We start from the raw sequence: 23,673 nt of genomic DNA, 5'->3' as shown, positions 1-23,673 counted from the left end.
CAAAAAATTCACTACTCAGCCTTACATCACGTCTTTAACTATAATCAACAAGTCGAGACAATGTGAGTAAATGGCTAAACAGTCTATTAATGAACGGACTTGGTTCCCTGAAGACTCGGCATATACAGCGAAAATTTATCATATGCCAATTGCTATCCTTGTCACCGCACAGTACCAGTTTGGCCTATGGCACAACAATCTATGATTGCGGTGTCTTTAATATCACATCACAAAGCAAAACGCCTATTAGATCTGATATTGCAGGGCAATTCATTTGCCCATCGATTATGTAATATTCATTACGTGATTAAGAATCAAGCTTAACCACTATCCTGTGATTAATACATTATAGAGTTTCACCGCAAAACTGTAGCACCAAATGGAGCGCAAACGGTTTGTATCTCAAAATTTCCTAGCCCCTATTCCATTGACTGCGTAATACCTCGACTAAGGCAAACACCCGATGAAATTTTGGAGCCCGAAAAACGAAAAATGCCCCGCAGCAATCTCTTGCTACAGGGCATGATGTAAAACGGCGTCTATATATTAAGAACCGATTCTAATTATAGTGCTGCAAGGCTTAAGCAGAAGCCTGCAATTGTCGCTGCCATAAGGTTAGACAACGTACCTGCAAGAACTGCTTTAACACCCATGCGAGCGATGTCACTACGACGGTTTGGTGCAAGGCTACCTAGACCACCAAGTAGAATCGCAATAGAAGAAAGGTTCGCGAAACCACATAGTGCGAATGAGATGATAGCTGTTGTCTTCTCAGACATTACTTCACCAGTTGCCGCGATTACTTGAGCGTTTTCACCTAGGTATGGTGTGAAGTTCAAGTAAGCAACGAATTCGTTCACTACGATTTTCTGACCAATGAATGAACCAGCTGTTACAGCTTCTGCCCATGGAACACCGATTAGGAATGCTAGTGGAGAGAACGCGTAACCTAGAATTAGCTCTAGTGTTAGTTCTGGCATGCCGAACCAACCACCGATGCCACCTAGCATACCGTTGATTAGCGCGATTAGACCAACGAATGCGATTAGCATTGCACCTACGTTAAGCGCAAGTTGTAGACCAGAAGCCGCACCGCCCGCAGCTGCGTCGATTACGTTAACTGGTTTGTCGTCACCGCCGTCCATCGCTTCTTCGATACTTTCGTGAGGCTGGTCAGTCTCAGGGTGAAGGATTTTAGCGAACAGTAGACCACCTGGTGCTGCCATGAATGATGCCGCAACTAGGTACTCTAGTGGAACACCCATAGATGCGTAACCAGCTAGTACACCACCAGCAACAGAAGCTAGACCACCACACATTACCGCGAATAGCTCTGATTGAGTCATTTTTGGAACGAATGGACGAACAACTAGAGGTGCCTCAGTTTGACCTACGAAGATGTTAGCTGCAGCTGACATTGATTCCGCACGCGAAGTGCCTAGCGCTTTTTGTAGTGCGCCACCAAGAATCTTGATAACCCATTGCATAACGCCAATGTAGTAAAGAACTGAAATCAGTGCAGAGAAGAAGATCAGTGTAGGAAGAACACGGAATGCGAAGATGAAACCGCCGCCGCCGAATACTTCGAACATCTTGTCAGAAACAAGACCACCGAACAGGAATGATGAACCATCGTTACCGTAGTTGATAACGTTAGAAACACCTGAAGAGAAACCGTTTAGTAGATCACGGCCCCAAGGTACATACAGAACAAATGCACCTAATGCGAATTGGATAGCGAATGCGCCACCCACAGTTCTAAAGTTGATAGCTTTTCGGTTGTTAGAAAATGCCACTGCAATCGCAAGAAGCACTACCATACCGATTAGGCTCATAAACAGGCTCATAGTTTATGACTTCCTTATAAGTTATTTATTGGCGTGTTACAAAATGGAGCTATAAAGCGGGGGCAATTATACTCATGCAGAATCAATTAAAGTAATGCCAGCCTCACACTTTCCTATAAGATTCATGATTGATTCAACCAGCTTTGTGAGTTAATTCACAATAAGCAGGAAAACGTTTTCGATTTCAAACCACATCTTTAGATTTTATTCACATATCGAGAAAGCAAAATTGCTATTTTTCCACAGTTGAGAGGCAATCGATTGCTTTCGGCCGTTATGCAACTCTACGAGCTCATTAAAGACGTGAATGAGTTTGGCTGGGTGATTTGACTCCCCTTGATATCCAAGTATAGGCATATCTGGTGCGTCTGTTTCGATTACTAGGTTTTCGAGTGGTAATTTTTGAATTGCGTCGCGTGTTTTCTTGGCTCTTGGGTAGGTAATCGTTCCTCCTACACCGATAAAAAAACCTAATTTGACCCACTCCATGGCTTGCTGATAACTCCCAGAAAAAGCGTGTAGCACACCACCTCTAGGGAGATTCGCCGATTTCACCATTTGAATGAGGCGATTGTGCGCTTTTCGGCTATGTAAAATAACTGGGAGTTCGAAGCGTCTAGCCAGCTCAAATTGAACTTCAAGTATCTTTTCTTGCAACTGTGGATAAACATCAATGGCAAAATCTAAACCACACTCTCCTATTGCTACGCACTGTGGTCCTTTTTGATTTAGATAGCCTTCTAGCTCTGTAAGGTGCTGCTCAACGTTATCTTCAAGAAAATACGGATGAAAGCCGAGCGCATAATACAAATTGGCATGTTGCTCTGCCAAAGTTTGAATACGAGCCCAGTTTTGCGGACCGACGGAAGGAATCAAAATTCTTGCGACGCCTTGCGTTTGAGCAAGCTCAAGTTGATGCGCAAAGTCATCTTGAAACACATCAAAATCAAAGTGGCAGTGCGTATCAAAGAGCTTCATCTTGACGCTTTTTATCTGTATCTGCGGGCAGAAAATCAGAGGATGGTTGGGCTTCACTCTTCTCTTCAGTTTGATGGGCAGGGTCTTTTCGATATGGGACACAACTGCGTTTCTGATCGGGAGTTAACCCCATCTCTTTACACCAGTTGTCGTAACGCTTTAGCCCACGTTTAAACCAATTCATATCTTATCCTTATATAAAAACGCCCTTGGCTAAGTTTATAGCCAAGGGCGTTTTAAAATCTAGTTTGCGTTAAGGCTTACCCTAACCGCGCAAATTAGTGCTCACGCGTCGCACGGAAATCAACGTCAGGGAAACGCTCTTTCGCCAAGTTTAAGTTAACCATTGTTGGAGCGATATACGTTAGGTTATCACCACCATCCAATGCTAAGTTCGCTTGATTCTTGCGTTGGAACTCATCCAGTTTCTTCGCATCACCACACTCAACCCAACGAGCAGTTGCAACGTTAATGCCTTCATAAATCGCTTCAACGTTATACTCAGATTTCAAACGAGCCACAACAACATCGAACTGAAGTACACCAACGGCACCAACGATCAGATCGTTGTTCTGTAGAGGACGGAATACCTGTACCGCACCTTCTTCTGATAGCTGAACCAAACCTTTGAGAAGCTGCTTCTGCTTTAATGGATCTTTCAGGCGAATACGACGGAATAGTTCCGGAGCGAAGTTCGGAATACCAGAGAACTTCAGTGATTCACCTTGCGTAAAGGTATCACCAATCTGAATAGTGCCGTGGTTGTGTAGACCAATGATGTCACCGGCGTAAGCGTGTTCTGCACGTGCACGGTCACCAGCCATAAAGGTTACTGCATCAGAGATACTCACTTGCTTGCCAAGACGAACGTGGTTCATCTTCATACCTTGCGTGTAAGTGCCCGATACAATACGCATGAATGCGATACGGTCGCGGTGTTTTGGGTCCATGTTCGCTTGGATCTTAAATACGAAACCAGAGAACTTCTCTTCGGTCGCTTCAACTTCACGTTCAACCGCTTGACGAGTTTTCGGCGCTGGGGCCCATTCAGTTAGACCGTCTAGCATATGATCCACACCAAAGTTACCTAATGCAGTACCGAAGTAAACTGGCGTAAGATCACCGGTTAAGAACATTTCCAAATCAAACTCAGGGCAAGCACCCATGACAAGCTCAAGCTCTTCTCGAACACTTTCCGCAAGGCCTGCACCAACTTTTTCATCAAGCTCTGGGTTGTCGAGACCTTTGATGATTCGAACTTCTTGAATCTCATGACCGTGACCTGATTCGTATAAAATCGTTTCATCACGGTGAATGTGGTACACACCTTTAAATTCTTTACCACAGCCGATTGGCCATGTAATTGGCGCACACATCATGCCCAACTCGTTTTCTACCTCGTCCAATACTTCCATTGGATCACGAACGTCACGGTCAAGTTTGTTCATGAAGGTTACGATTGGCGTGTCACGCAGACGCGTTACTTCCATCAGCTTACGTGTACGATCCTCGACACCTTTCGCCGCATCGATAACCATCAAACACGAGTCTACTGCCGTTAACGTACGGTATGTATCTTCCGAGAAGTCTTCGTGTCCAGGCGTATCAAGTAGGTTTACCAGACAGTCATTGTAAGGGAACTGCATTACAGAAGTGGTTACCGAGATACCACGTTCTTTTTCCATTTCCATCCAGTCTGATTTTGCGTGCTGTGCGTTACCACGACCTTTAACCGTACCTGCTTTTTGGATCGCGTTTCCGAATAAAAGGACTTTTTCAGTAATGGTGGTTTTACCCGCATCCGGGTGAGAAATAATAGCGAACGTTCTGCGCTTAGACACTTCGCCTAAAAAAAGGGGATTTGACATTAGTTAATCTTCTAAATTACTTTCATGCTCACAAAATAGGCAAGCATATCTACTATTCGATATTGTGCGGTATTCTCGCTTATTATCGCTGTGCTAGCAAACTGGAAAGACATGAACTGAATTTACTCGGCTCACCAGCCTTTACCTGCAACTAACAAGGGAGAGCCAGCTCCACACAAAGAGATGTAAAAATTCAAAAAATTATTATTACATATTCAAAAGCCTCGAATCCGGATACGCATTTAAAGCATAAGTGTTGATGAGGTAATTAGTAACGGCCTAAAACTAACTCAAAAATAAGTAACTCATGATAATGGCGTCTTCCTTACCATTTCCCGATTTAGCTGGGTAATAGTTGTAACGACGGTCCACTTCATTAAAACCTGCTTGCTCATAAATATGGATAGCTGGGTGATTACTTTCACGCACTTCTAACCAAGCACTCTCTGCTTTGGCTTGTTCACAGTGTTCAATAAACGCGTCCAGCAATTTTTGCCCTAGCCCTCTGCCCTGTTGAGAAGGCGCTACTGCAATATTTAATAGTGTCACTTCTCCAACAATATTCTGTCCATAGAAGTAACCAACCACTTGAGAGCCTTCCAGCATCACATGATGGCAAGCACCGCGACTGGATAAGTCACGAACCAAAGATTCGGCCCAAGGGTGAGAATGTGCTTGCTGCTCGATTTGCCAAACTTGGTCGAGGTGATCTGCACACATCGGCGTAATTTCAATTGTCACGCATTAGCTCCGTTAAGAGTACGAACAGATTTGTTGCCACAATGCGCGGCGCTGTTCGTTATTACCATCAATATCTTGTAATAGTGGCGAGGTCAGGTGCTTTGCCTTGATGCTTTTATCAGCCTCACAGCCTGCAAACCACACCCACTCTAGCTGATGTTCACCCAGCATGGATAAGCGCTCAGGCTCTAGGTGTAGCGCATCATCAAGCGTGAGCTTAATGCTTTTTAATACGCGCTCAAACATCAATGCCGTCTCGTTTTCTGGACATATTGGCGATACCAATAGGAGTTTACATGAACTTTGCAAATCCAATAATGGCGATTGATAGCCTTCCAGTCTTTCAGGGTGTACCAGCTCCCATGTGCTGATCCCCATTTCACGTAAATACTGTTTCTCGTTAATTGACATTTTCCGTCACCTATTTGAACGAGGGCAATCCTATCAAATTATCGCGATTATACCTAAAGGACTTCAAGGAACACCTGAACACAATGAGATGATTTGGATATTCCTTAACATAGCGTTTTGCCAACGGCCACACATTGGGTATGACATATGAGGTACATTATGAAATTCTTAAATACGCTACTGCTTTGCACACTGGTAGCCGCCACCAGCATGAGTGTTTTTGCTAATAACAGCGATGAGTGGGAGCTGATTGCAACGAAAACCGTTAACTTTCATACAGAAACAGATACCGTGACACCAAATAGTCTATTCCGAAACCGAAGCTTCAGTAAAATAAAACTAAAATGTGTGCAAGGAACGGTAGACATTAATGGTTTAAAAGTCGTCATGACAGATGGTAGTGAGAAAAAGCTTTCCTCGATGGGCGTACTAACAAGCGGATTGTCGACTCGTGCCTGGAGCCTTCCAGGTACAAAAGAAGCCAAGCTAAAACAGATTGAAATGACTTACAGTAGCTGGGGAAGCACAAAACTTAGCCTGCTAGGGGTAAGTAAAAAAGCGAAAATAGAGGTCTGGGGCAAAAAGAAAAGTAACCCGTCATCGTAACCTCCCTATCTCAGTTTTCAGTGAATAAGAAAGAAGCCCACATAGTCGTGGGCTTCTTTCATTTACAGTTCAGAAAACTCTGGCGCATAGTCTATACGTCCGGAGCGTCCGGCACATTGACCTTCGACCAACTCTGCGATTCGAAATGCACCTTTAGGGACATCCCAAGCACATTCAAAGCCCATCTCGTCGCATGATTGAAAACCCTGGCGCGCGTAATAATCAGGATCGCCCAACACCACACACACTGGATAGCCAAAATCACGCAGTGAATCAAAACCTTCTTTGATCAACTCTGCAGCGATGCCTTGGCGACGGTAATCTTCATGAACAGCTAATGGCGCTAGCCCTTGCCATGACAAATCTTCACCATTTAAGGTCACAGGGCTAAATAAAGCATGGCCTATCACCTCTCCCTCATCTGTACACGCGACTAAGGAAAGCGTGAATTTGCTGTTTTCGCGCAAACGCATCACAAGCTCAGCTTCAGCTTCCGTCGGGAAGGCGTGTTTCAATAAGCGGTCAATGGTAAGAATGTCCGCTGGGGCTTCAGTTCGAATAAGCATTCGCTACTCCGGTTGGTTGTGCAGGCGCTTGAACTCCTTTCTGAACAAAATCAGCCAATTGATTCAAAGCGACTTGCATTGCTTTCGGTAACTGCTCTAAGTCGACACTGTCCATTAAGTTTTTCACTTCTAAGCCAAGCTCAGTATCACCTTCAATTGAAAGGCGACGTTGGAAGAACAGTGTGTCAGGGTCTTCTTTACGACCAGCAATCAGTACTAGGTCGTTTAGATTACCACTAAAACTCACATCTTCCTGAACTGGTTTTTCAGCTACCACCAATTTTTCGTCTTGATAGCTGATGTACCATGCTAAGTTCAAGTCTTTAATCGCAACTTTTAACCACTTGTCTTCAAGGAACTCAAAGTCACCATCTTCCAAGGCTTCTTTAAACACCATTTTTAGCCCTTCCAGCAACGCTTTTTGCTGAATTGGCTGTGGTAATAACTGGACTGGAGAACGCAAAATATTAGCTGCGTTCTTTACTAGTTGACTGCGAATCTTGTTTAACACGTTCATTATCCGTTACTTTGTCATTAGGTTGCTTATATTAAGCAATCGTGGCGATGAGATTACTGTTATGTATCAATAAAGTGCTTATTTTAGATTGGTGGTTTATTGTTCACTAACGCTTCTTTTTTTGAACTTACGTGTATTATTGATGCGAACAGGTGGATAAACACTTTTACAACCGTATTTTCAAAGTTATAGTTATCTGAGCGTATCCATGTGATTGTCGACTGCACAGCTAAAACCGCGAGCCCTTTAATGGCAGGTAACACTTTAGCTTGGTGGTAGACCGCCGCAGGCTTATCAGGGTGTCGCTTTTTATACACGGACGAATAATCTGGCTCATTGGAGATCGGTAATACCCTAATGCCTTCCCAGCAATTAAAACATTGGTTTGCCACGCTAACCTCAAATAGCCCTTTCTTCTTTGCCATTCTTGATAAAAAACACAATTATCGAATGGTAAGTGACCGTTACTGCGATATCGCAGGTTTAAGTCATGAGGAAATCGTCGGCTTAAACGATTGCCAAGTGCTGGGTGAGCAGTTTTATAAGAAGCTTGCACCATACTATCAGCGCGCGTTCAAAGGGGCACATGTCGAAGCCGAAATCACGCTCGATGAAACCGACCTTGAAACCAGCCTTCACTTTAGTCTTTCGCCAGTTTTTGAAGGTAACGACATTCGCTTTGTTGTTTTTCACGCTGTCGATACTTCAGAAAAGCAGATACTCGTTCGCTCCTTAGAAGAGTCCGAAAGTAAGTTTGCGAAGTTAACACAACTGCTACCAGACGGCTTACTGCTTATCGAGGATGATATTGTCATCTCTGCGAACCCCGCATCAGCGCGCCTTCTCGGACTTAACTCTCCTCATGAATTGTTGGGCGAAGAGCTAAGTCGTTTATTCATCGATGAAAACAGTAAAAAGGTATTTAGTCATCGATTGAGTACATTAATTTCTGACAAACCTTTTGTCTGCTTAACCAGTGCAAGATGCGGCTTTGAACGGAAAGTTCAGCTACACGCGGATTCCACGGCGATATTAGGTAGCGAATCTCAAATTATCCTAATCCAAGATGCTGATGATGCGCCCAAAAACCTGTCTTCTGCATCGAATGAAGACATACACATTGACTCGCTCACCAAACTCTACAACCGCTTTGGCTTCACCAAACGTTTGGAACAGCTGATCAAAAAGCAAACACCGCTTCTGGTGTTCTATTTGGATATCGATAACTTCAAAAACATTAATGACTCACTTGGTCACCATATTGGCGATAAAGTGATTCAAGAGGTATCGGCCCGTCTTAAACGGTTACTACCAAACCAAGCGATTATTGGTCATTTGGGTGGCGATGAGTTTGGCGTCATTCTGCCGGAGCCAGAAAATACCCGCATGGCTGAAATTTTGTCCGATCGCATTATCTCGTTGATCAACCAACCTTTCGACTTGCACCACTTCAGCAAACGCCTTGCCTGTTCAATTGGTAGCGTTCGATACCCTGAAGACGGACAAGATGCACGAATCCTACTACAAAATGCCGATACTGCGATGTATGAAGCCAAAGATCGTGGTAGAAATCGTCTGATCAAATTTAACGATCAAATGAACAAAGAAGCGCGTATGCGTTTGTGGCTTGAAATCGAACTGCAAAAAGCATTGCAGCAGAACGGTTTGGAAGTGTGGTATCAACCTAAGGTTAACGCGCGAGACTTCAGTATCAACGGCGCAGAAGCGCTCGTTCGTTGGAAGCATCCAGTCGAAGGGTACATTAGTCCTGGCTCATTCATTCCTGTCGCCGAGCGCGCTGGGTTAATCGAACACCTTGGACGTGTCGTGATGCGTGATGTTTTCAATACGGTAAAACGTTGGAAGCAACAAGGCATACTGCCAGGCCGTGTCGCCATCAACCTCTCTCCCGAGCAATTTGGCAACCCACAGCTGATCGACTTTATGGAAAAGCTGCTTCGCACTACCGAGCTTGATCCAAGCTGCATTACCTTCGAGCTAACCGAAAGTGCCGTGATGAGTGATAGCGAACATACACTGCAGATGTTGAATGCGATTAAAAAGCTTGGCTTCGCTCTCTCTATCGATGACTTTGGTACCGGCTACTCTTCTCTTTCCTACTTAGCGCGTTTCCCTATTGACGAGCTAAAAATCGACCGCGCTTTTATTAATGATATCGACACACTACCGAAACAAGTCACTGTGATTGAAAACATCATTAATCTGGGTAAGTCGCTCGACTTAACTGTCGTTGCCGAGGGGGTGGAAACCCACCAGCAAGCTACTTTGCTCTCTAACCTTCAATGTAATGCGATTCAAGGATTCCATTTTTATCGCCCGCAGCCAAAACATGAAATTGAAGAGCTGTTTGTACAGAATCGTCGTCACAAGAACTAACCCCGACCCGATACCCTTACTCGCAAGGGGTAAATATCGACTTTATTGAGCTAAACCTAACTTAGGTCAATTTCGCTATTCATAATTCTTCATAAAATGCGGACACCTTTTTATTCTCAATGATTGTGAGCATATGGAACTCTTGTGTCCCGCGGGTAACCTGCCTGCGTTAAAAACTGCGATTGATTGCGGTGCCGATGCCGTCTACATTGGTTTCAAAGATGATACCAACGCCCGTCACTTTGCTGGCCTCAACTTTAACGGCAAGAAATTAGAAAAAGCGGTGCAATACGTTCATGACCGCAATAAAAAAATTCATGTCGCGTTGAATACCTTCGCTCATCCCAATGGCTTCGAGCGCTGGACGAACGCAGTAGACAATGCAGCGGCACTGGGTGTAGACGCGCTGATTGTTGCAGACATTGCAGTGCTGGAGTACGCGGCTCGCAAATATCCCGATCTGGAACTACACCTTTCAGTGCAAGCATCAGCGACCAACGTCGCAGCCATTGATTTTTACAAACAAAACTTCAACGTAAAACGGGTAGTATTACCTCGCGTTTTATCGATTCATCAGGTCAAACAGCTTTCACGCAACATCACTAGCGATGTCGAGTTAGAAGTCTTTGCTTTTGGTAGCCTTTGCATCATGTCTGAAGGTCGCTGCTACCTATCGTCATATATGACAGGCGAGTCTCCAAACACTGTAGGAGCATGCTCTCCAGCTAAGTACGTTCGCTGGCAAGAAACAGAAAATGGTCTGGAATCCCGCCTTAACGACATTTTGATCGATCGCTACAGCACCGGTGAAAATGCGGGCTACCCTACCTTGTGTAAAGGTCGTTTCGAAGCAGAAATCGAAGGCGAGAAAAAACGCTACCACGCACTGGAAGAACCAACCAGTTTGAACACCCTCTCTATGCTGCCAGAACTATTTGCTGCAAATGTGGCGTCTGTAAAAATTGAAGGTCGCCAACGTAGCCCAGCTTACGTAGAACAAGTCACTCGAACATGGCGAGCCGCGATTGAACGTTACCAAGCAAACCCAGAAGCTTATCAAGTCGAAGCGGCTTGGGATGCCGCATTGGCAAACGTGTCTGAAGGTACGCAGACCACACTTGGTGCTTATCACCGCAAATGGCAGTAGAGGTTAAGATGGATAATTCAATGAAATACGCGCTTGGCCCGCTGTTGTACTTCTGGCCAAAACAAGACATCGAAGCGTTTTATGAACAAGCGAAATCAAGCTCCGCGGACATCATCTATCTTGGGGAAACCGTATGTTCAAAACGTCGAGAAATGAAGCCTTCGCATTGGCTTGAAATCGCAAAAGAGCTGTCTGCATCTGGCAAGCAAGTGGTGCTATCAACAATGGCACTACTAGAAGCTCCGAGTGAAGTAAACATAATGAAGAAGTACATCGACAACGGTGACTTCGCGATTGAAGCAAATGACGTATCTGCTGTTCAATTGGCATCAGAGCATAAAGTGCCTTTCGTCGTTGGCCCTGCAATCAATACTTATAACGCACACACGCTCAACTTATTTTTGAAGCAAGGTATGATGCGTTGGTGCATGCCTGTCGAGCTCTCTCGCGAATGGTTAAACGATACTTTGGTTCAGTGTGACGAGCTTGGTATTCGTAACAAGTTTGAAGTTGAGGTATTTAGCCACGGTTATTTGCCTTTAGCGTATTCCGCTCGCTGTTTCACAGCCCGAGCTGAAAACCGAGCGAAAGACGATTGCGAAACCTGCTGTATCAAATACCCTACGGGTATCCAGGTCAGCAGCCAAGAAGGACAAGAAGTCTTTAACCTTAACGGCATTCAAACGCAATCAGGGTATTGTTATAACCTGATCAATGACTTACCAAGTATGCAAGGCCTGGTTGATGTGGTCCGATTAAGCCCTCTCGGTGTGAGTACACTTTCTGAGTTAGAGCATTTTCGCTCAAACGAGCACGGCGACAACCCTGAAAAACTTGAAAGCCGCCAATGCAATGGCTATTGGCATCAGCTAGCTGGCTTAGAAGTAAAAAACATTTAGCTCCCCAAAAAAGAAAAGCGAGGCCCAACCTCGCTTTTCTCTATCAGCCATTGTTAACAGGCTTGCACTGTTGGTTCGACAGAACTCTCATTAAGCAGCTTTTTCACATCTCGCCACAACATACTGATCACGACCAAACTCAATGCAATGTTAGACAATGGGAAAGCTAACCAAATGCCTGTCACGCCGAAAAGTTTCGGCATAATGAATAAGAATGGCAACTGGACCAGCATGTTGCCTAGTGTTACAAACATGGCTTTGCTGCCTTTGTTTACTGATTGATAGTACGCGGCCGCCACAACTAAAAAACCATCTAAGAACAACGCAAACATGTGTAAACGAATCCCGATCACGGTGCTATCAATCAACTGTTGGTCAGCATTATTAAACACCGCAACCAGTTCGTACGGGAAAAGGTTCATCAAAACAACGAATGCCACCCCACCAAGCACAGATGTCCCCATCGCGACCTTTAATAACTTTCTGATGTTCTCCTGATTACGTGCACCGTGGTTGAAGCTCACTAAAGGCTGCATACCATTCGCAATACCTTCGGCTATCAGATAGTAAACCGTCACGATGTACCCCAAAATGGCGTACGCTCCAATCAACATTGCACTTCCGTATTGAGCAAATAACGCGTTGTGCAGTGCCACCATCACAGAGCCGTAGGCGTACATAAAGAAACTTGATGTACCTATCATGATAATCTTTGGTGCAGCATCAACCTGAACTTTGAAGTCGCGGATACGAAGGCGTAATGTTGCTTTTGAAGTAAAGAAGTAACCAATACCGAGCACAGTGACCACTAATTGTGCAAGTGCAGTGGCAATAGCGGCTCCGGTTAATTCCCACTCCAACCAAGCAATAAATACGTAGTCTAATACAATGTTAATAACGGCACCGATGACCATCAAAATCGTTGCTAAGTTCGGGCTGTCGTCATTGCGTAATAAAAACGGAACTGCGATAGAACCCAACGTGAATACGCACGCGACAATCAGAATATGCAAATATTGCAGCGCAAGTTCAAACACTCGCCCTTCCGCACCTTGCCAGCGAATAAATTCATCCGAAAACAAGAACAATATTGTAGCAACGATCGGCATCAATGCCGCTAACAACGTCAATCCGGTCGTTAGGATTCGCTTAGCGCCTTCATGATCGTTCTCTCCTTGCTTGATCGAAGTCAGCGCGCCAGTCCCCACCCCAATCATCATTCCTATACCGAGGATCGAACCGATAATAGGCCACGCAACATTGATCCCAGCTAATCCGTCAGCGCCAACATAACGGCCAATAAAAATGCCATCAACTATTTGATACAAACCGTTTACGAGCATTGCTGCGACGGTTGGAATCGTATATTTCCAAAACTGTCTATAAATTGAGTTTTGCATGACTGTCACCAGTAGTTAGCAAAGCTAACCATTTAATTAGCAAGGCTAACTAAATGGTTAAATTAAATAAAAGAAAGATGAAACAACAAAAACTAAACCATACAGCTGAGGCCTTTGCTTCAGTTTAAAATGACTTATTACTCAATGCTTTATTCAATAAAGCTTGTAACTGTTCAGCTTCTTGCTGATTTAATTGTTGCATCATTTGGTCAGAGATATCTTTGTACACTACCTGCTCCAAAGACATTTTTTCTGCGACTTCTTCCGTAAGCAACACACGCTTAGCACGAGCATCCTCATTACATGCGATGCGTTTCACCAAACCCTTTTTTTCCAAACGCACAACCATTGTCGATGCGGAAGGCTTAGTCACTTGCAGCTCTTCTGCAAGATCGGTTATTCGCACACCCTCAGGGTAAACCTGAATCACACGTAAATAATCGAACTCATTAAAGCTTAGATGTGATAATGGATCTTCTTTGGCATAGACACGCCAAGCTTTGGCGCAAAAACGCTCTAAATCAATCAAGCTTTCTTCTAATGCCATAAAAGCCACCACCACTTAGTTAGCAAGACTAACTATTTTAAATGAGTCACTAATCAAGTTCAATCATAAAAAAAGCCGCTCTCATCGAGCGGCTCTAAATCATTCAATTTCCAGCTTCTTGGCAGCCTTTAACTTGGCCAATCTATCTTGCTGTAATTGATCGTAAATTTGCGCCAGCTCCAAGAAAGAATAGCGATGCTCAACATAATCGTAAACGTTGAACGAAATCGCGAGCTTATAAAGTGAGATGGCACTTGCGATATCACCTTCAAGCTGATTACGCTTTCCAAGGTAGAAATACGTTTCCGTCAATCGTTCAGCTAGGCGGTAGTTCTCTCTCGTTCCATCCATAATTGCTTTAAGCGCGTCTTCGTCCGAGACGTCTCGTAGCATGATAGCAACAAGAACCCATCCCCACTCTTCACTACGATCTCGTAAATAACGCTGTTGAAGATTGGCTTTTGCTTGCTCTGGATTTTGCTCAGCTTCGATGATGTACAGCCATAATGAACGAAAAGGATCCGTTGGCATTTCTTGATAATGCTTGGTCATATCTTCTAAAGCGAGATCGATTCGGCCACCATAATACAGTGCAATCGCACGGTTGCGCTCAGCATAGGTATTATCAGGAGCCAACTCTATGGTCGAGTCAAACGCTTCATATGCCGCATCAAACTCTCCTACTTGGGTAAAGTATACTCCCAAAAGATTGAAGATGTCCGGCTGAGCAGGATTCAACTGCAAAGACTGGTTAAAGTCCAAACGGGCAAGATCACGCAAACCAACGCTGTCGTAGTAGCTACCGCGCTCATAATGCATTTTAGCGCGCACTTCATCACTAAGGTCGGGACGTTGTAGCAACTGCGAGAGACGCGCAATTTGTACTTCTTGTTGAACACTAGGCTGAAGTGGCACCGCCATCGGTGGATATAACCACTTTTGTGCTGATTGTTGAGAAGTATTTGCACAACCGGTCAGCGCGATAGCAACACATAAAATTGCGGTTTGAAACCATTTCACTAATTGATACTCCTGTTTGGACCGCTCAAGATTTGTTTCTCTTAATGCAATATAGGCGATAACCTCGTTTGAGGTTAATACATCGAAACAAACCAAAAAAGGGGAGCGAAAATGCTCCCCTTTTATAACATGCTTTCAGGCCCTTAATCTAATAAAAGGCTGAAAGTCTCATTTTGTCTTACTCGTCTTTAGCAGCCGGTGCTTCAGCAGCAGCTTCTTCAGCTGGCTTTTCTACCGCTTCTTTCATGCTTAGACGTACACGGCCTTGGCGGTCGATTTCAAGAACTTTAACTTGAACTTCTTGACCTTCAGCTAGGTAGTCAGACACTTTCTCTACGCGTTTTTCTGCGATTTGAGAAATGTGTACAAGACCATCTTTGCCTGGAAGAACCGTTACGAATGCACCGAAGTCAGCTAGACGTGCAACTTTACCTGTGTAGATACGGCCCACTTCCACTTCAGCAGTGATCTCTTCGATACGGCGGATAGCTTCTTTCGCAGCAGTGCCTTCAGTTGCCGCAATCTTGATAGTACCGTCGTCTTCGATTTCGATAGTTGTACCAGTCTCTTCAGTTAGAGCACGGATAACTGCACCACCTTTACCGATAACGTCTTTGATCTTCTCAGCGCTGATCTTCATCGTGTGAATACGCGGAGCAAATTCAGAGATGTCTTCACGAGCACCAGAGATAGCTTCATCCATTACAGATAGGATGTGCTTACGTGCGCCTTGAGCTTGGTTAAGCGCAATTTGCATGATTTCTTTAGTGATGCCTTCGATCTTGATGTCCATTTGAAGTGCAGTGATACCAGTGTTAGTACCTGCTACTTTAAAGTCCATGTCACCTAGATGGTCTTCATCGCCAAGGATGTCAGAAAGTACAACGAAATCGTCACCTTCTTTAACAAGACCCATTGCGATACCAGCAACAGATGCTTTGATTGGTACACCTGCGTCCATAAGCGCAAGAGAAGTACCACATACTGAAGCCATTGAAGATGAACCGTTAGATTCAGTGATTTCCGATACAACACGTACTGTGTATGGGAACTCATCAACAGAAGGCATTACTGCAGCAATACCACGCTTCGCCAGTTTACCGTGGCCGATTTCACGACGCTTAGGAGAACCTACAAAACCAGTTTCACCTACACAGTATGGAGGGAAGTTGTAGTGCAGTAGGAAGTGATCTTTACGCTCACCAGTTAGCTCATCGATGATTTGAGCATCACGCTGAGTACCTAGCGTTGCCGTAACGATCGCCTGAGTTTCACCACGAGTGAATAGCGCGCTACCGTGAGTACGAGGAAGAACACCAGTACGTACATCTAGTGCACGAACCATGTCTTTTTCACGGCCATCGATACGAGGGTTACCTGCAATAATACGGCTACGTACTACTGTCTTCTCTAGATCATGGAAGATAGTGTGGATTTCTTTTGTATCTGCTTCAGGATCTTCAGCAAGAAGAACTTCATTTACTTCCGCAGCGATCTCATGGATGCGGTCGTAACGAGCCATTTTCTCAGTAATTTGGTAAGCTTCAACAAGTTTAGCTTCTGCTAGATCAGCAATCTTATTTTTAAGCGCTGTGTTCTCTTCAGGAGCAACCCAATCCCAAGCAGGAGTTGCAACTTCTGCTTTGAATTCGTTGATAGCTTGAATAGCAACTTGTTGTTGGTCATGACCATAAACAACCGCCGCTAGCATTTCTTCTTCAGTTAGGTTGTCCGCTTCTGACTCAACCATCAGTACTGCTGACTCTGTACCTGCAACAACAAGGTCAAGCTTAGAAGTTTCTAGTTCAGTTTGGCTAGGGTTAAGTACAAGCTGACCATCGATATGACCAACACGCGCCGCACCGATAGGGCCGTTGAATGGAATGCCAGAGATAGCAAGAGCAGCAGAAGTACCGATCATTGTAACGATATCTGGCTGAACATCTGGGTTTACAGACATTACTGTCGCGATAACCTGAACTTCGTTTTTAAACGCGTCTGGGAATAGCGGACGGATTGGACGGTCGATTAGACGAGCTGTTAGCGTTTCGCCTTCAGAAGGACGACCTTCACGTTTGAAGAAGCCGCCTGGGATTTTACCCGCAGCGTAAGTACGCTCTTGGTAGTTAACCGTTAGTGGGAAGAAGTCTTGACCTGCAACGGCTTCTTTTTTACCTACAACAGATACGAATACAGACGTATCATCCATTGTGACCATAACTGCTGCTGTAGCTTGACGTGCAATAACGCCAGTTTCTAAAGTAACTGTGTGGTTGCCGTACTGGAACGTTTTAACAACTGGTTTTTCGAACATTGTTATTCCTTGTTTCTAATCTTCCTTTAGTGCTTAAAGAAATCTTAGATGTGTTAATTGACACTCAAGGCATTACGAATCGCGACTAGTAAAAAGAAACTCGGAAATTCCTTTTGAATAGTCGCGACCTTTTGGTCGACGTGGTTGACTGTAATGCTATGAGCTTTTGAGAAAACCTCTTACAAGGTTTAGCCGCCAGTATTATAACGGCATAAGTCTAATTTGGCTAAATTTAGGCAACAAAAAAGGGGCATAAAGCCCCTTTTTAGACAAACTGCTATGCAGTCGCTGATTAGCGACGTAGGCCTAGACGTTTGATTAGGTCTTGGTAGCGAGCTAGGTTTTTACCTTTTAGGTAATCTAGAAGCTTACGACGACGAGAAACCATGCGTAGAAGACCACGACGGCTGTGGTGATCGCCTTTGTGCGCTTTGAAGTGACCTTGTAGGTGGTTGATAGAAGCTGTAAGTAGAGCTACTTGAACTTCTGGTGAACCAGTGTCGCCTTCGCCTTGTGCGTATTCTGCAACGATTGCTGCTTTAGTTTCTGCATTCAGAGACATAATTCTCTCCTAATAAGAGTAGGTTTAAAGTTGTAGCAGCCAATCTCTGATTCAGCCGCTACGCGAAGCGCGGATTATAGGGAAATTTCCTATCTCGTGCAATATAAAAATACCGACACTCAGGTCGGTATTTTCAATCATTTACTTGGATGCAACGTCATCTCGGAACACGACCAATCGCTTAGGAGCGATTTTGCCATCTTCGTTCATTTCGCCAACGCCAATAAACAAGCGTTCTTCACCCATAGTAAGGCGAAGTGAGCCCTCAGTCGGAGCACCAAATACTTGAACGGGCTGCCCATGTTGGACCATATTCGCCAGTTCAGGCACCAAGTTGACTTCTGGTAAGTCTTCTACCGCTGTATCCATTGGCAAAAGCAGTGGGTCCAGTAGCTCTCGAGGCGCTCGTTCCTCGCGGTGAGCTTGCTCTAGCAACTCATTTAGTTGCTCAAGTGTTACCATATTCTCGTAAGGGTATTTAGCAACACCAGTACGACGAAGCATAGTTACGTGCGCACCACAACCTAACATTTCGCCCAGATCATCAACGATAGTACGAATATAGGTACCTTTAGAGCAGTGCACTTCCATCTCTACTTCATCGCCTTCAAAACGGTGAAGAACAATCTCATATACCGTGATCTTACGAGATTCACGCGGAACTTCGATGCCTTTACGAGCGTATTCATACAAGGGTTTACCTTGATACTTCAACGCAGAGAACATGGAAGGCACTTGATCAGATTCACCACGGAACTGATCGATGCACGCTTCTAGCTTGTCTAACGTAACATCGACTGGACGCGTCTCTACAACTTCACCATCCGAGTCAGACGTATTGGTACGTTCACCCAGCTTTGCGATCACACGGTAGCGTTTATCAGAATCAAGAAGAAACTGAGAAAATTTTGTCGCTTCACCCAAGCAAATTGGCAGCATGCCTGTCGCTAATGGGTCCAAGGCTCCAGTGTGGCCTGCTTTCTCGGCAAAGTAGATTCGCTTTACTTTTTGCAGTGCATCATTGGAAGAGATACCTGTTGGTTTGTCCAACAGTATAACGCCATTAATTGGACGACCTTTACGACGACGAGCCATTATTCTTCGTCCTCACGACCAGAATCTTTTTGCTTTTGTTTGTCTGAACTAACGACTTCAGACACTAGGTTAGACATACGCATACCTTCAACAAGCGTATTGTCATAGTGGAAGCGGATTTCTGGCGTTAAACGTAGACGAATACGCTTACCTAACATCATGCGAATGTGCACTTCGTGCTCACGTAGCGCTGCTAGACATGATTCTGGTGTTTGCTCACCCACACACAGGAAGGTCACAAATACTTTTGCGTAAGCTAGGTCACGAGAGACTTCTACGTCTGAGATCGTCACCATGCCAAGGCGAGAGTCACGAACTTCACGTTGAAGGATCATCGCTAGTTCTTTTTGCAGCTGCTGTGCAACGCGCTGCGTGCGGCTAAATTCTTTTGACATATCTTTACTCTTATATAGAAAGAATGGGGGGTTGGTCAAAGCCAGCCCCCCATGGTGTATTCAACAACCAATTACTACTTATCTTTCAAAGACAATATTAGTAATTTTAGTCAATTAGTCTAGAGTACGTTTAATTTCAACGATTTCGAAGACTTCGATTTGGTCACCAACGCGAACATCATTGTAGTTCTTAACGCCGATACCACATTCGTAGCCATTCTTAACTTCTTGAACGTCATCTTTGAAACGACGTAGTGACTCTAGTTCACCTTCGTAAATAACAACGTTATCACGTAGTACACGGATTGGGTTGTTACGCTTGATCACACCTTCTGTAACCATACAACCAGCGATAGCGCCCAGTTTCGGTGACTTAAACACGTCACGAACTTCAGCAAGACCAATGATCTCTTGCTTGAATTCTGGAGCAAGCATACCGCCCATTGCTTGTTTCACTTCGTCAATCAATTGGTAAATGATTGAGTAGTAACGTAAGTCAACAGCTGCGGCTTCAACAGCACGACGAGCAGAAGCATCTGCACGAACGTTAAAGCCAAGGATGATTGCGTTTGAAGCTTCCGCTAGTACTACGTCAGTTTCCGTAATACCACCTACACCAGAACCAACGATGTTCACTTTAACTTCGTCAGTAGATAGCTTAACTAGTGAGTCAGCGATTGCTTCTACAGAACCTTGAACGTCTGCTTTAAGTACAACGTTAAGTTCAGCAACTTCACCAGCAGTCATGTTAGAGAACATGTTCTCTAGTTTAGATTTCTGCTGACGAGCAAGTTTCACTTCACGGAACTTACCAGCACGGTAGTTAGCTACTTCACGCGCTTTACGCTCGTCACGAACTACTGTTGCTTCATCACCTGAAGATGGTACACCTGAAAGACCTAGGATCTCTACAGGGATAGATGGGCCAGCCGAAGTAATTTCTTTACCTAGCTCATCACGCATTGCACGAACACGGCCGTATTCTTGACCACAAAGAACGATGTCGCCTTTGTTTAGTGTACCTGATTGAACAAGTACTGTTGCAACTGGACCACGACCTTTATCTAGGCGAGATTCAACAACAACACCAGATGCCATGCCTTCAGCTACAGCTGTAAGTTCAAGAACTTCAGACTGAAGAAGGATTGCTTCTAGAAGACCATCGATGTTTGTACCCTGTTTAGCAGAGATGTGAACGAACATGTTCTCACCGCCCCACTCTTCAGGAATAACGTCGTATTGAGCAAGCTCGTTCTTAACGTTATCTGGGTTCGCGTCTTCTTTATCGATCTTGTTCACAGCAACAATTAGAGGAACGCCTGCCGCTTTCGCGTGCTGAATCGCTTCTACTGTTTGTGGCATTACGCCATCGTCTGCTGCAACTACAAGAACAACGATATCTGTCGCTTGAGCACCACGAGCACGCATTGCAGTAAACGCTGCGTGTCCAGGAGTATCAAGGAACGTGATCATGCCGTTGTCTGTTTCAACGTGGTACGCACCAATGTGCTGAGTAATACCACCCGCTTCGCCAGAAGCAACGTGTGTGCGACGGATGTAGTCAAGTGTTGACGTTTTACCGTGGTCAACGTGACCCATGATAGTAACAACTGGAGCACGTGGAACTGCTTCCGCGTTAGTGTCACGGTCAGATAGCACCGCTTCTTCCAGTTCGTTCTCTTTACGAAGAACTACTTTATGGCCCATTTCTTCAGCAACAAGTTGTGCTGTTTCTTGGTCGATCACTTGGTTGATAGTCGCCATAGCGCCCATCTTCATCATTACTTTGATAACTTCTGTCGCTTTAACCGACATCTTGTTAGCAAGTTCTGATAGAACGATCGTTTCGCCAATTACAACGTCTTGCTTAGCAACCGTTGCTGACTTATCAAACCCGTGCTGCATTGAAGTCGGCTTAGCAAGTTTGCCCTTACGACCTCTACCGCCACGTTGGTTGTTACGGCCACCGCGAGCTTGGTCGTCTTTACCCGAAGCTGCTTTTTTCTTCTTACGACGACCGCCTTCTACTTTGCGATCTGCTTCATCTTCGGCTTCACGTGCGTATTGTGAAGTCGTTACATGGTAATCTGTATCTTCCATATCACCCTTTTTCTCTTCTGCAGCAGACCAACGCTCTTTATTCTTTTCAGCCAATTCGCGAGCTTCTTCAAGCTTGCGCTGACTTTCCTCTTCAGCCTTACGCTTAGCTTCTTCTTCCTGACGACGTTTAAGCTCGTCGGCCTCTTTTCGCGCTGCTTCTTGCTTAATTTTCTCTTCAGCATCACGCTTTGCTTTTTCTTCAGCATTACGTTGTGCATTCGTATCTACGTCTCGCTTCGCTTTTTCTTCAGCTTCACGTTTCGCTTTTTCTTCCGCTTCACGTTTTGCAGCTTCTTCAGCTTCACGTTTCGCAGCTTCTTCAGCTTCACGTTTTGCAGCTTCTTCTGCTGCACGTTTTGCTGCTTCTTCTGCTTCACGTTGTGCTGCTTCTTCAGCTTCACGTTTCGCTTCATCTTCAATTGTGCTGCGCTTCACGTATGTACGTTTTTTGCGCACCTCAACCTGAACATTCTTACTCTTACCACCACCCGCGTTCACACTAAGTGTACTACGAGTTTTACGCTGAAGCGTAAGGCGAGTCGGCTCTGAATCACCTGATTTATCACCGTGTTCTTTCTTTAAATGAGAGAGAAGCTTCTGCTTCTCTTCATCAGTAACATTGTCAGAGCTCGCCTTTTTAATGCCAGCGTCAGCAAGTTGTTCAATCAAGCGGTCGACTGGCGTACCAATCTCATCACTCAGTGCTTTAACTGTTAATTGTGTCATGCCGCTTCCTCCTTGCCGAAAATTATGCTTCTTCGCCGAACCAACAGATGTTACGTGCGGCCATAATTAGCTCACCTGCACGTTCTTCGGTCAGGCCTTCGATACCTTCTAAATCGTCAATACCTTGGTCAGCAAGATCTTCCAGTGTCGCTACACCTTTCGCTGCCAATTTAAATGCCATCTCACGCTCAAGACCTTCAAGTGCAAGTAGGTCCTCAGCAGGTTCTAGACCTTCAAAAGACTCTTCTTGTGCTAGTGCGATCGTCGTTAGTGCATCTTTTGCACGTCCACGAAGCTCTTCGATTAGTTCTTCATTCAAACCATCGATTTCTAGTAGCTCGTTAACTGGCACGTATGCGATTTCTTCTAGCGTTGAGAAACCTTCTTCAACAAGAAGTTGAGCGAAGTCTTCTTCAATATCTAGGTACTTCATGAAGTTTTCAATAGATGCTTGTGATTCTTCAGCGTGTTTCTTCTGAAGATCAGCAACTGTCATAACATTCAGTTCCCAACCGGTTAGTTGAGATGCTAGACGCACGTTTTGACCGTTACGACCAATAGCTTGCGCTAGGTTGTCAGCTTCAACTGCGATGTCCATTGAGTGTGCATCCTCATCAACGATGATAGAAGCAACATCAGCTGGCGCCATTGCGTTGATAACGAATTGAGCTGGGTTATCATCCCAAAGAACGATATCGATACGCTCACCACCAAGTTCGCCAGAAACAGCTTGTACACGTGCACCACGCATACCAACACACGCACCTACAGGGTCGATACGTTTGTCATTTGTTTTGACAGCGATCTTAGCGCGAGAACCAGGATCACGTGCTGCGCCTTTCAGCTCGATAATATCTTCTGCGATTTCAGGCACTTCAACACGGAACAGTTCTGCCAACATTTCTGGCTTAGAACGAGTGATGAACAATTGGAAACCACGTGCTTCAGGCGCGACTTTGTAAAGAAGGCCACGTACGCGGTCGCCTGGACGGAAGTTTTCACGAGGAAGTTGGTCATCACGCAGGATTACCGCTTCAGCGTTATTACCAAGATCAAGCACGATTGTGTCACGGTTTACTTTTTTCACGACACCAGTGATTAGATCACCTTCATTATCGATGAACTGTTCAACGATTTGTGCGCGCTCAGCTTCACGAACTTTTTGAACGATAACTTGCTTAGCAGTTTGAGTCGTAATACGGTCAAACGTTACTGATTCGATTTCGTCTTCTACGTAGTCGCCAAGCTCGATTGAGTCATCTTCGTATTGCGCTGCTTCTAGTGAGATCTCTTTTGTAGGGTTCTCAACGTCATCAACAACTAACCAACGGCGGTAAGTTACAAACTCACCGGTTTTACGGTCAATGGCAACACGTACGTCGATTTCGATTTCGTATTTTTTCTTTGTAGAAGTTGCTAGAGCAATCTCAAGAGCCTCAAAGATACGCTCACGAGGTACCGCTTTTTCGTTCGATACCGCTTCTGCTACCGCTAAAATTTCTTTACTCATTGTATTTAGCCTCTAAGCTTAAACTTT

At 44.8% G+C, this 23,673-nt stretch carries 22 protein-coding genes; 5 read left to right on the top strand and 17 right to left on the bottom strand.

Translation table 11 applies throughout. From position 1 onward, the window contains the following. The first annotated feature begins 70 nt into the window (after positions 1 to 70). On the top strand, positions 71 to 205 hold the full coding sequence (locus UQW94_RS10930) for a hypothetical protein (protein WP_005391675.1): 135 nt from the start codon (positions 71 to 73) through the stop codon (positions 203 to 205). A gap of 358 nt (positions 206 to 563) precedes the next feature. Here UQW94_RS10930 and UQW94_RS10925 read toward each other — a convergent pair whose 3' ends face one another. The 6 genes from UQW94_RS10925 to UQW94_RS10900 all read right to left on the bottom strand — a co-directional run bounded on the left by UQW94_RS10925 (position 564) and on the right by UQW94_RS10900 (position 5,845). Then, entirely contained in the window at positions 564 to 1,847 is a 1,284-nt protein-coding gene (locus tag UQW94_RS10925; protein ID WP_005380131.1) for a NupC/NupG family nucleoside CNT transporter, read from the bottom strand. A 204-nt stretch (positions 1,848 to 2,051) separates the two neighbouring features. After that, positions 2,052 to 2,825, bottom strand: coding sequence for a TatD family hydrolase (locus UQW94_RS10920; protein WP_062730461.1), 774 nt, complete (start codon positions 2,823 to 2,825; stop codon positions 2,052 to 2,054). Then, a complete protein-coding gene (locus tag UQW94_RS10915) occupies positions 2,812 to 3,009 on the bottom strand; it encodes a DUF5363 family protein (protein ID WP_005380125.1) in 198 nt (65 codons plus the stop codon). Before UQW94_RS10915 ends, UQW94_RS10920 begins: the two co-directional genes overlap by 14 nt. A gap of 94 nt (positions 3,010 to 3,103) precedes the next feature. Continuing rightward, the gene (prfC, locus tag UQW94_RS10910) at positions 3,104 to 4,693 is read right to left on the bottom strand and encodes a peptide chain release factor 3 (protein WP_005380123.1); all 1,590 of its coding nucleotides are present in this window, start codon (positions 4,691 to 4,693) and stop codon (positions 3,104 to 3,106) included. A gap of 285 nt (positions 4,694 to 4,978) precedes the next feature. Then, positions 4,979 to 5,434: a ribosomal protein S18-alanine N-acetyltransferase gene (gene rimI, locus UQW94_RS10905; protein WP_158174144.1), complete on the bottom strand. Its 456-nt coding sequence runs from the start codon at positions 5,432 to 5,434 to the stop codon at positions 4,979 to 4,981. A gap of 12 nt (positions 5,435 to 5,446) precedes the next feature. Then, positions 5,447 to 5,845: a DNA polymerase III subunit psi gene (locus UQW94_RS10900; protein WP_017635885.1), complete on the bottom strand. Its 399-nt coding sequence runs from the start codon at positions 5,843 to 5,845 to the stop codon at positions 5,447 to 5,449. A gap of 159 nt (positions 5,846 to 6,004) precedes the next feature. Between UQW94_RS10900 and UQW94_RS10895 the strand changes: the two genes are divergently transcribed. Next, positions 6,005 to 6,451: a hypothetical protein gene (locus UQW94_RS10895; protein ID WP_176311148.1), complete on the top strand. Its 447-nt coding sequence runs from the start codon at positions 6,005 to 6,007 to the stop codon at positions 6,449 to 6,451. A 62-nt stretch (positions 6,452 to 6,513) separates the two neighbouring features. Here UQW94_RS10895 and UQW94_RS10890 read toward each other — a convergent pair whose 3' ends face one another. Then, positions 6,514 to 7,017 carry a GNAT family N-acetyltransferase gene (locus UQW94_RS10890; protein ID WP_017820425.1) on the bottom strand — a complete coding sequence of 168 codons (504 nt, stop codon included), beginning with the start codon at positions 7,015 to 7,017 and terminating at the stop codon, positions 6,514 to 6,516. Beyond that, the gene (ubiT, locus tag UQW94_RS10885) at positions 7,001 to 7,528 is read right to left on the bottom strand and encodes a ubiquinone anaerobic biosynthesis accessory factor UbiT (RefSeq protein WP_005394645.1); all 528 of its coding nucleotides are present in this window, start codon (positions 7,526 to 7,528) and stop codon (positions 7,001 to 7,003) included. The genes UQW94_RS10890 and ubiT overlap by 17 nt, the downstream gene beginning before the upstream one ends. Positions 7,529 to 7,891: 363 nt before the next feature. Between ubiT and UQW94_RS10880 the strand changes: the two genes are divergently transcribed. The 3 genes from UQW94_RS10880 to UQW94_RS10870 all read left to right on the top strand — a co-directional run bounded on the left by UQW94_RS10880 (position 7,892) and on the right by UQW94_RS10870 (position 11,977). Beyond that, positions 7,892 to 9,931, top strand: coding sequence for a bifunctional diguanylate cyclase/phosphodiesterase (locus tag UQW94_RS10880; protein ID WP_005380112.1), 2,040 nt, complete (start codon positions 7,892 to 7,894; stop codon positions 9,929 to 9,931). Between the two features lie 133 nt (positions 9,932 to 10,064). Continuing rightward, entirely contained in the window at positions 10,065 to 11,078 is a 1,014-nt protein-coding gene (ubiU, locus tag UQW94_RS10875; RefSeq protein ID WP_213870455.1) for a ubiquinone anaerobic biosynthesis protein UbiU, read from the top strand. A gap of 20 nt (positions 11,079 to 11,098) precedes the next feature. Next, a complete protein-coding gene (locus UQW94_RS10870; RefSeq protein ID WP_065275085.1) occupies positions 11,099 to 11,977 on the top strand; it encodes a U32 family peptidase in 879 nt (292 codons plus the stop codon). Positions 11,978 to 12,030: 53 nt separating this feature from the next. Here UQW94_RS10870 and UQW94_RS10865 read toward each other — a convergent pair whose 3' ends face one another. From UQW94_RS10865 to nusA, 9 genes are all read right to left on the bottom strand, one after another. Then, complete coding sequence (locus UQW94_RS10865) at positions 12,031 to 13,377, bottom strand: MATE family efflux transporter (RefSeq protein ID WP_238966855.1); 1,347 nt, start codon at positions 13,375 to 13,377, stop codon at positions 12,031 to 12,033. A gap of 124 nt (positions 13,378 to 13,501) precedes the next feature. Beyond that, a complete protein-coding gene (locus UQW94_RS10860) occupies positions 13,502 to 13,924 on the bottom strand; it encodes a MarR family winged helix-turn-helix transcriptional regulator (RefSeq protein ID WP_005380103.1) in 423 nt (140 codons plus the stop codon). A gap of 99 nt (positions 13,925 to 14,023) precedes the next feature. Beyond that, entirely contained in the window at positions 14,024 to 14,944 is a 921-nt protein-coding gene (gene nlpI / locus UQW94_RS10855) for a lipoprotein NlpI (RefSeq protein WP_005380101.1), read from the bottom strand. Positions 14,945 to 15,122: 178 nt separating this feature from the next. After that, entirely contained in the window at positions 15,123 to 17,258 is a 2,136-nt protein-coding gene (pnp, locus tag UQW94_RS10850) for a polyribonucleotide nucleotidyltransferase (protein ID WP_005380098.1), read from the bottom strand. A gap of 292 nt (positions 17,259 to 17,550) precedes the next feature. Continuing rightward, positions 17,551 to 17,820 (bottom strand): 30S ribosomal protein S15, encoded by a 270-nt coding sequence (gene rpsO / locus UQW94_RS10845; RefSeq protein WP_005380094.1) that lies wholly within the window; start codon positions 17,818 to 17,820, stop codon positions 17,551 to 17,553. A 141-nt stretch (positions 17,821 to 17,961) separates the two neighbouring features. Continuing rightward, a complete protein-coding gene (truB, locus tag UQW94_RS10840) occupies positions 17,962 to 18,915 on the bottom strand; it encodes a tRNA pseudouridine(55) synthase TruB (RefSeq protein ID WP_005380088.1) in 954 nt (317 codons plus the stop codon). Continuing rightward, positions 18,915 to 19,310 (bottom strand): 30S ribosome-binding factor RbfA, encoded by a 396-nt coding sequence (gene rbfA, locus UQW94_RS10835; RefSeq protein WP_005380087.1) that lies wholly within the window; start codon positions 19,308 to 19,310, stop codon positions 18,915 to 18,917. Before rbfA ends, truB begins: the two co-directional genes overlap by 1 nt. Before the next feature lie 114 nt (positions 19,311 to 19,424). After that, positions 19,425 to 22,136: a translation initiation factor IF-2 gene (infB, locus tag UQW94_RS10830; protein ID WP_005380086.1), complete on the bottom strand. Its 2,712-nt coding sequence runs from the start codon at positions 22,134 to 22,136 to the stop codon at positions 19,425 to 19,427. 22 nt (positions 22,137 to 22,158) lie between these two features. Beyond that, entirely contained in the window at positions 22,159 to 23,646 is a 1,488-nt protein-coding gene (gene nusA, locus UQW94_RS10825; RefSeq protein ID WP_005380084.1) for a transcription termination factor NusA, read from the bottom strand. Positions 23,647 to 23,673 lie beyond the last annotated feature (27 nt).

This window comes from Vibrio sp. PBL-C16 (assembly GCF_034321865.1).
Taxonomy (GTDB): domain Bacteria; phylum Pseudomonadota; class Gammaproteobacteria; order Enterobacterales; family Vibrionaceae; genus Vibrio; species Vibrio alginolyticus.
This window is presented reverse-complemented; position numbering and strand designations above follow the sequence as displayed.

Bases quoted from the DNA above. Each gene is read 5' to 3' on its own strand.
- UQW94_RS10930 (WP_005391675.1), top strand. From the start codon at position 71: ATGGCTAAACAGTCTATTAATGAACGGACTTGGTTCCCTGAAGACTCG.
- UQW94_RS10925 (WP_005380131.1), bottom strand. From the start codon at position 1,847: ATGAGCCTGTTTATGAGCCTAATCGGTATGGTAGTGCTTCTTGCGATT.
- UQW94_RS10920 (WP_062730461.1), bottom strand. From the start codon at position 2,825: ATGAAGCTCTTTGATACGCACTGCCACTTTGATTTTGATGTGTTTCAA.
- UQW94_RS10915 (WP_005380125.1), bottom strand. From the start codon at position 3,009: ATGAATTGGTTTAAACGTGGGCTAAAGCGTTACGACAACTGGTGTAAA.
- prfC (WP_005380123.1), bottom strand. From the start codon at position 4,693: ATGTCAAATCCCCTTTTTTTAGGCGAAGTGTCTAAGCGCAGAACGTTC.
- UQW94_RS10900 (WP_017635885.1), bottom strand. From the start codon at position 5,845: ATGTCAATTAACGAGAAACAGTATTTACGTGAAATGGGGATCAGCACA.
- UQW94_RS10895 (WP_176311148.1), top strand. From the start codon at position 6,005: ATGAAATTCTTAAATACGCTACTGCTTTGCACACTGGTAGCCGCCACC.
- UQW94_RS10890 (WP_017820425.1), bottom strand. From the start codon at position 7,017: ATGCTTATTCGAACTGAAGCCCCAGCGGACATTCTTACCATTGACCGC.
- UQW94_RS10880 (WP_005380112.1), top strand. From the start codon at position 7,892: ATGCCTTCCCAGCAATTAAAACATTGGTTTGCCACGCTAACCTCAAAT.
- ubiU (WP_213870455.1), top strand. From the start codon at position 10,065: ATGGAACTCTTGTGTCCCGCGGGTAACCTGCCTGCGTTAAAAACTGCG.
- UQW94_RS10870 (WP_065275085.1), top strand. From the start codon at position 11,099: ATGAAATACGCGCTTGGCCCGCTGTTGTACTTCTGGCCAAAACAAGAC.
- UQW94_RS10865 (WP_238966855.1), bottom strand. From the start codon at position 13,377: ATGCAAAACTCAATTTATAGACAGTTTTGGAAATATACGATTCCAACC.
- UQW94_RS10860 (WP_005380103.1), bottom strand. From the start codon at position 13,924: ATGGCATTAGAAGAAAGCTTGATTGATTTAGAGCGTTTTTGCGCCAAA.
- pnp (WP_005380098.1), bottom strand. From the start codon at position 17,258: ATGTTCGAAAAACCAGTTGTTAAAACGTTCCAGTACGGCAACCACACA.
- rpsO (WP_005380094.1), bottom strand. From the start codon at position 17,820: ATGTCTCTGAATGCAGAAACTAAAGCAGCAATCGTTGCAGAATACGCA.
- truB (WP_005380088.1), bottom strand. From the start codon at position 18,915: ATGGCTCGTCGTCGTAAAGGTCGTCCAATTAATGGCGTTATACTGTTG.
- rbfA (WP_005380087.1), bottom strand. From the start codon at position 19,310: ATGTCAAAAGAATTTAGCCGCACGCAGCGCGTTGCACAGCAGCTGCAA.
- infB (WP_005380086.1), bottom strand. From the start codon at position 22,136: ATGACACAATTAACAGTTAAAGCACTGAGTGATGAGATTGGTACGCCA.
- nusA (WP_005380084.1), bottom strand. From the start codon at position 23,646: ATGAGTAAAGAAATTTTAGCGGTAGCAGAAGCGGTATCGAACGAAAAA.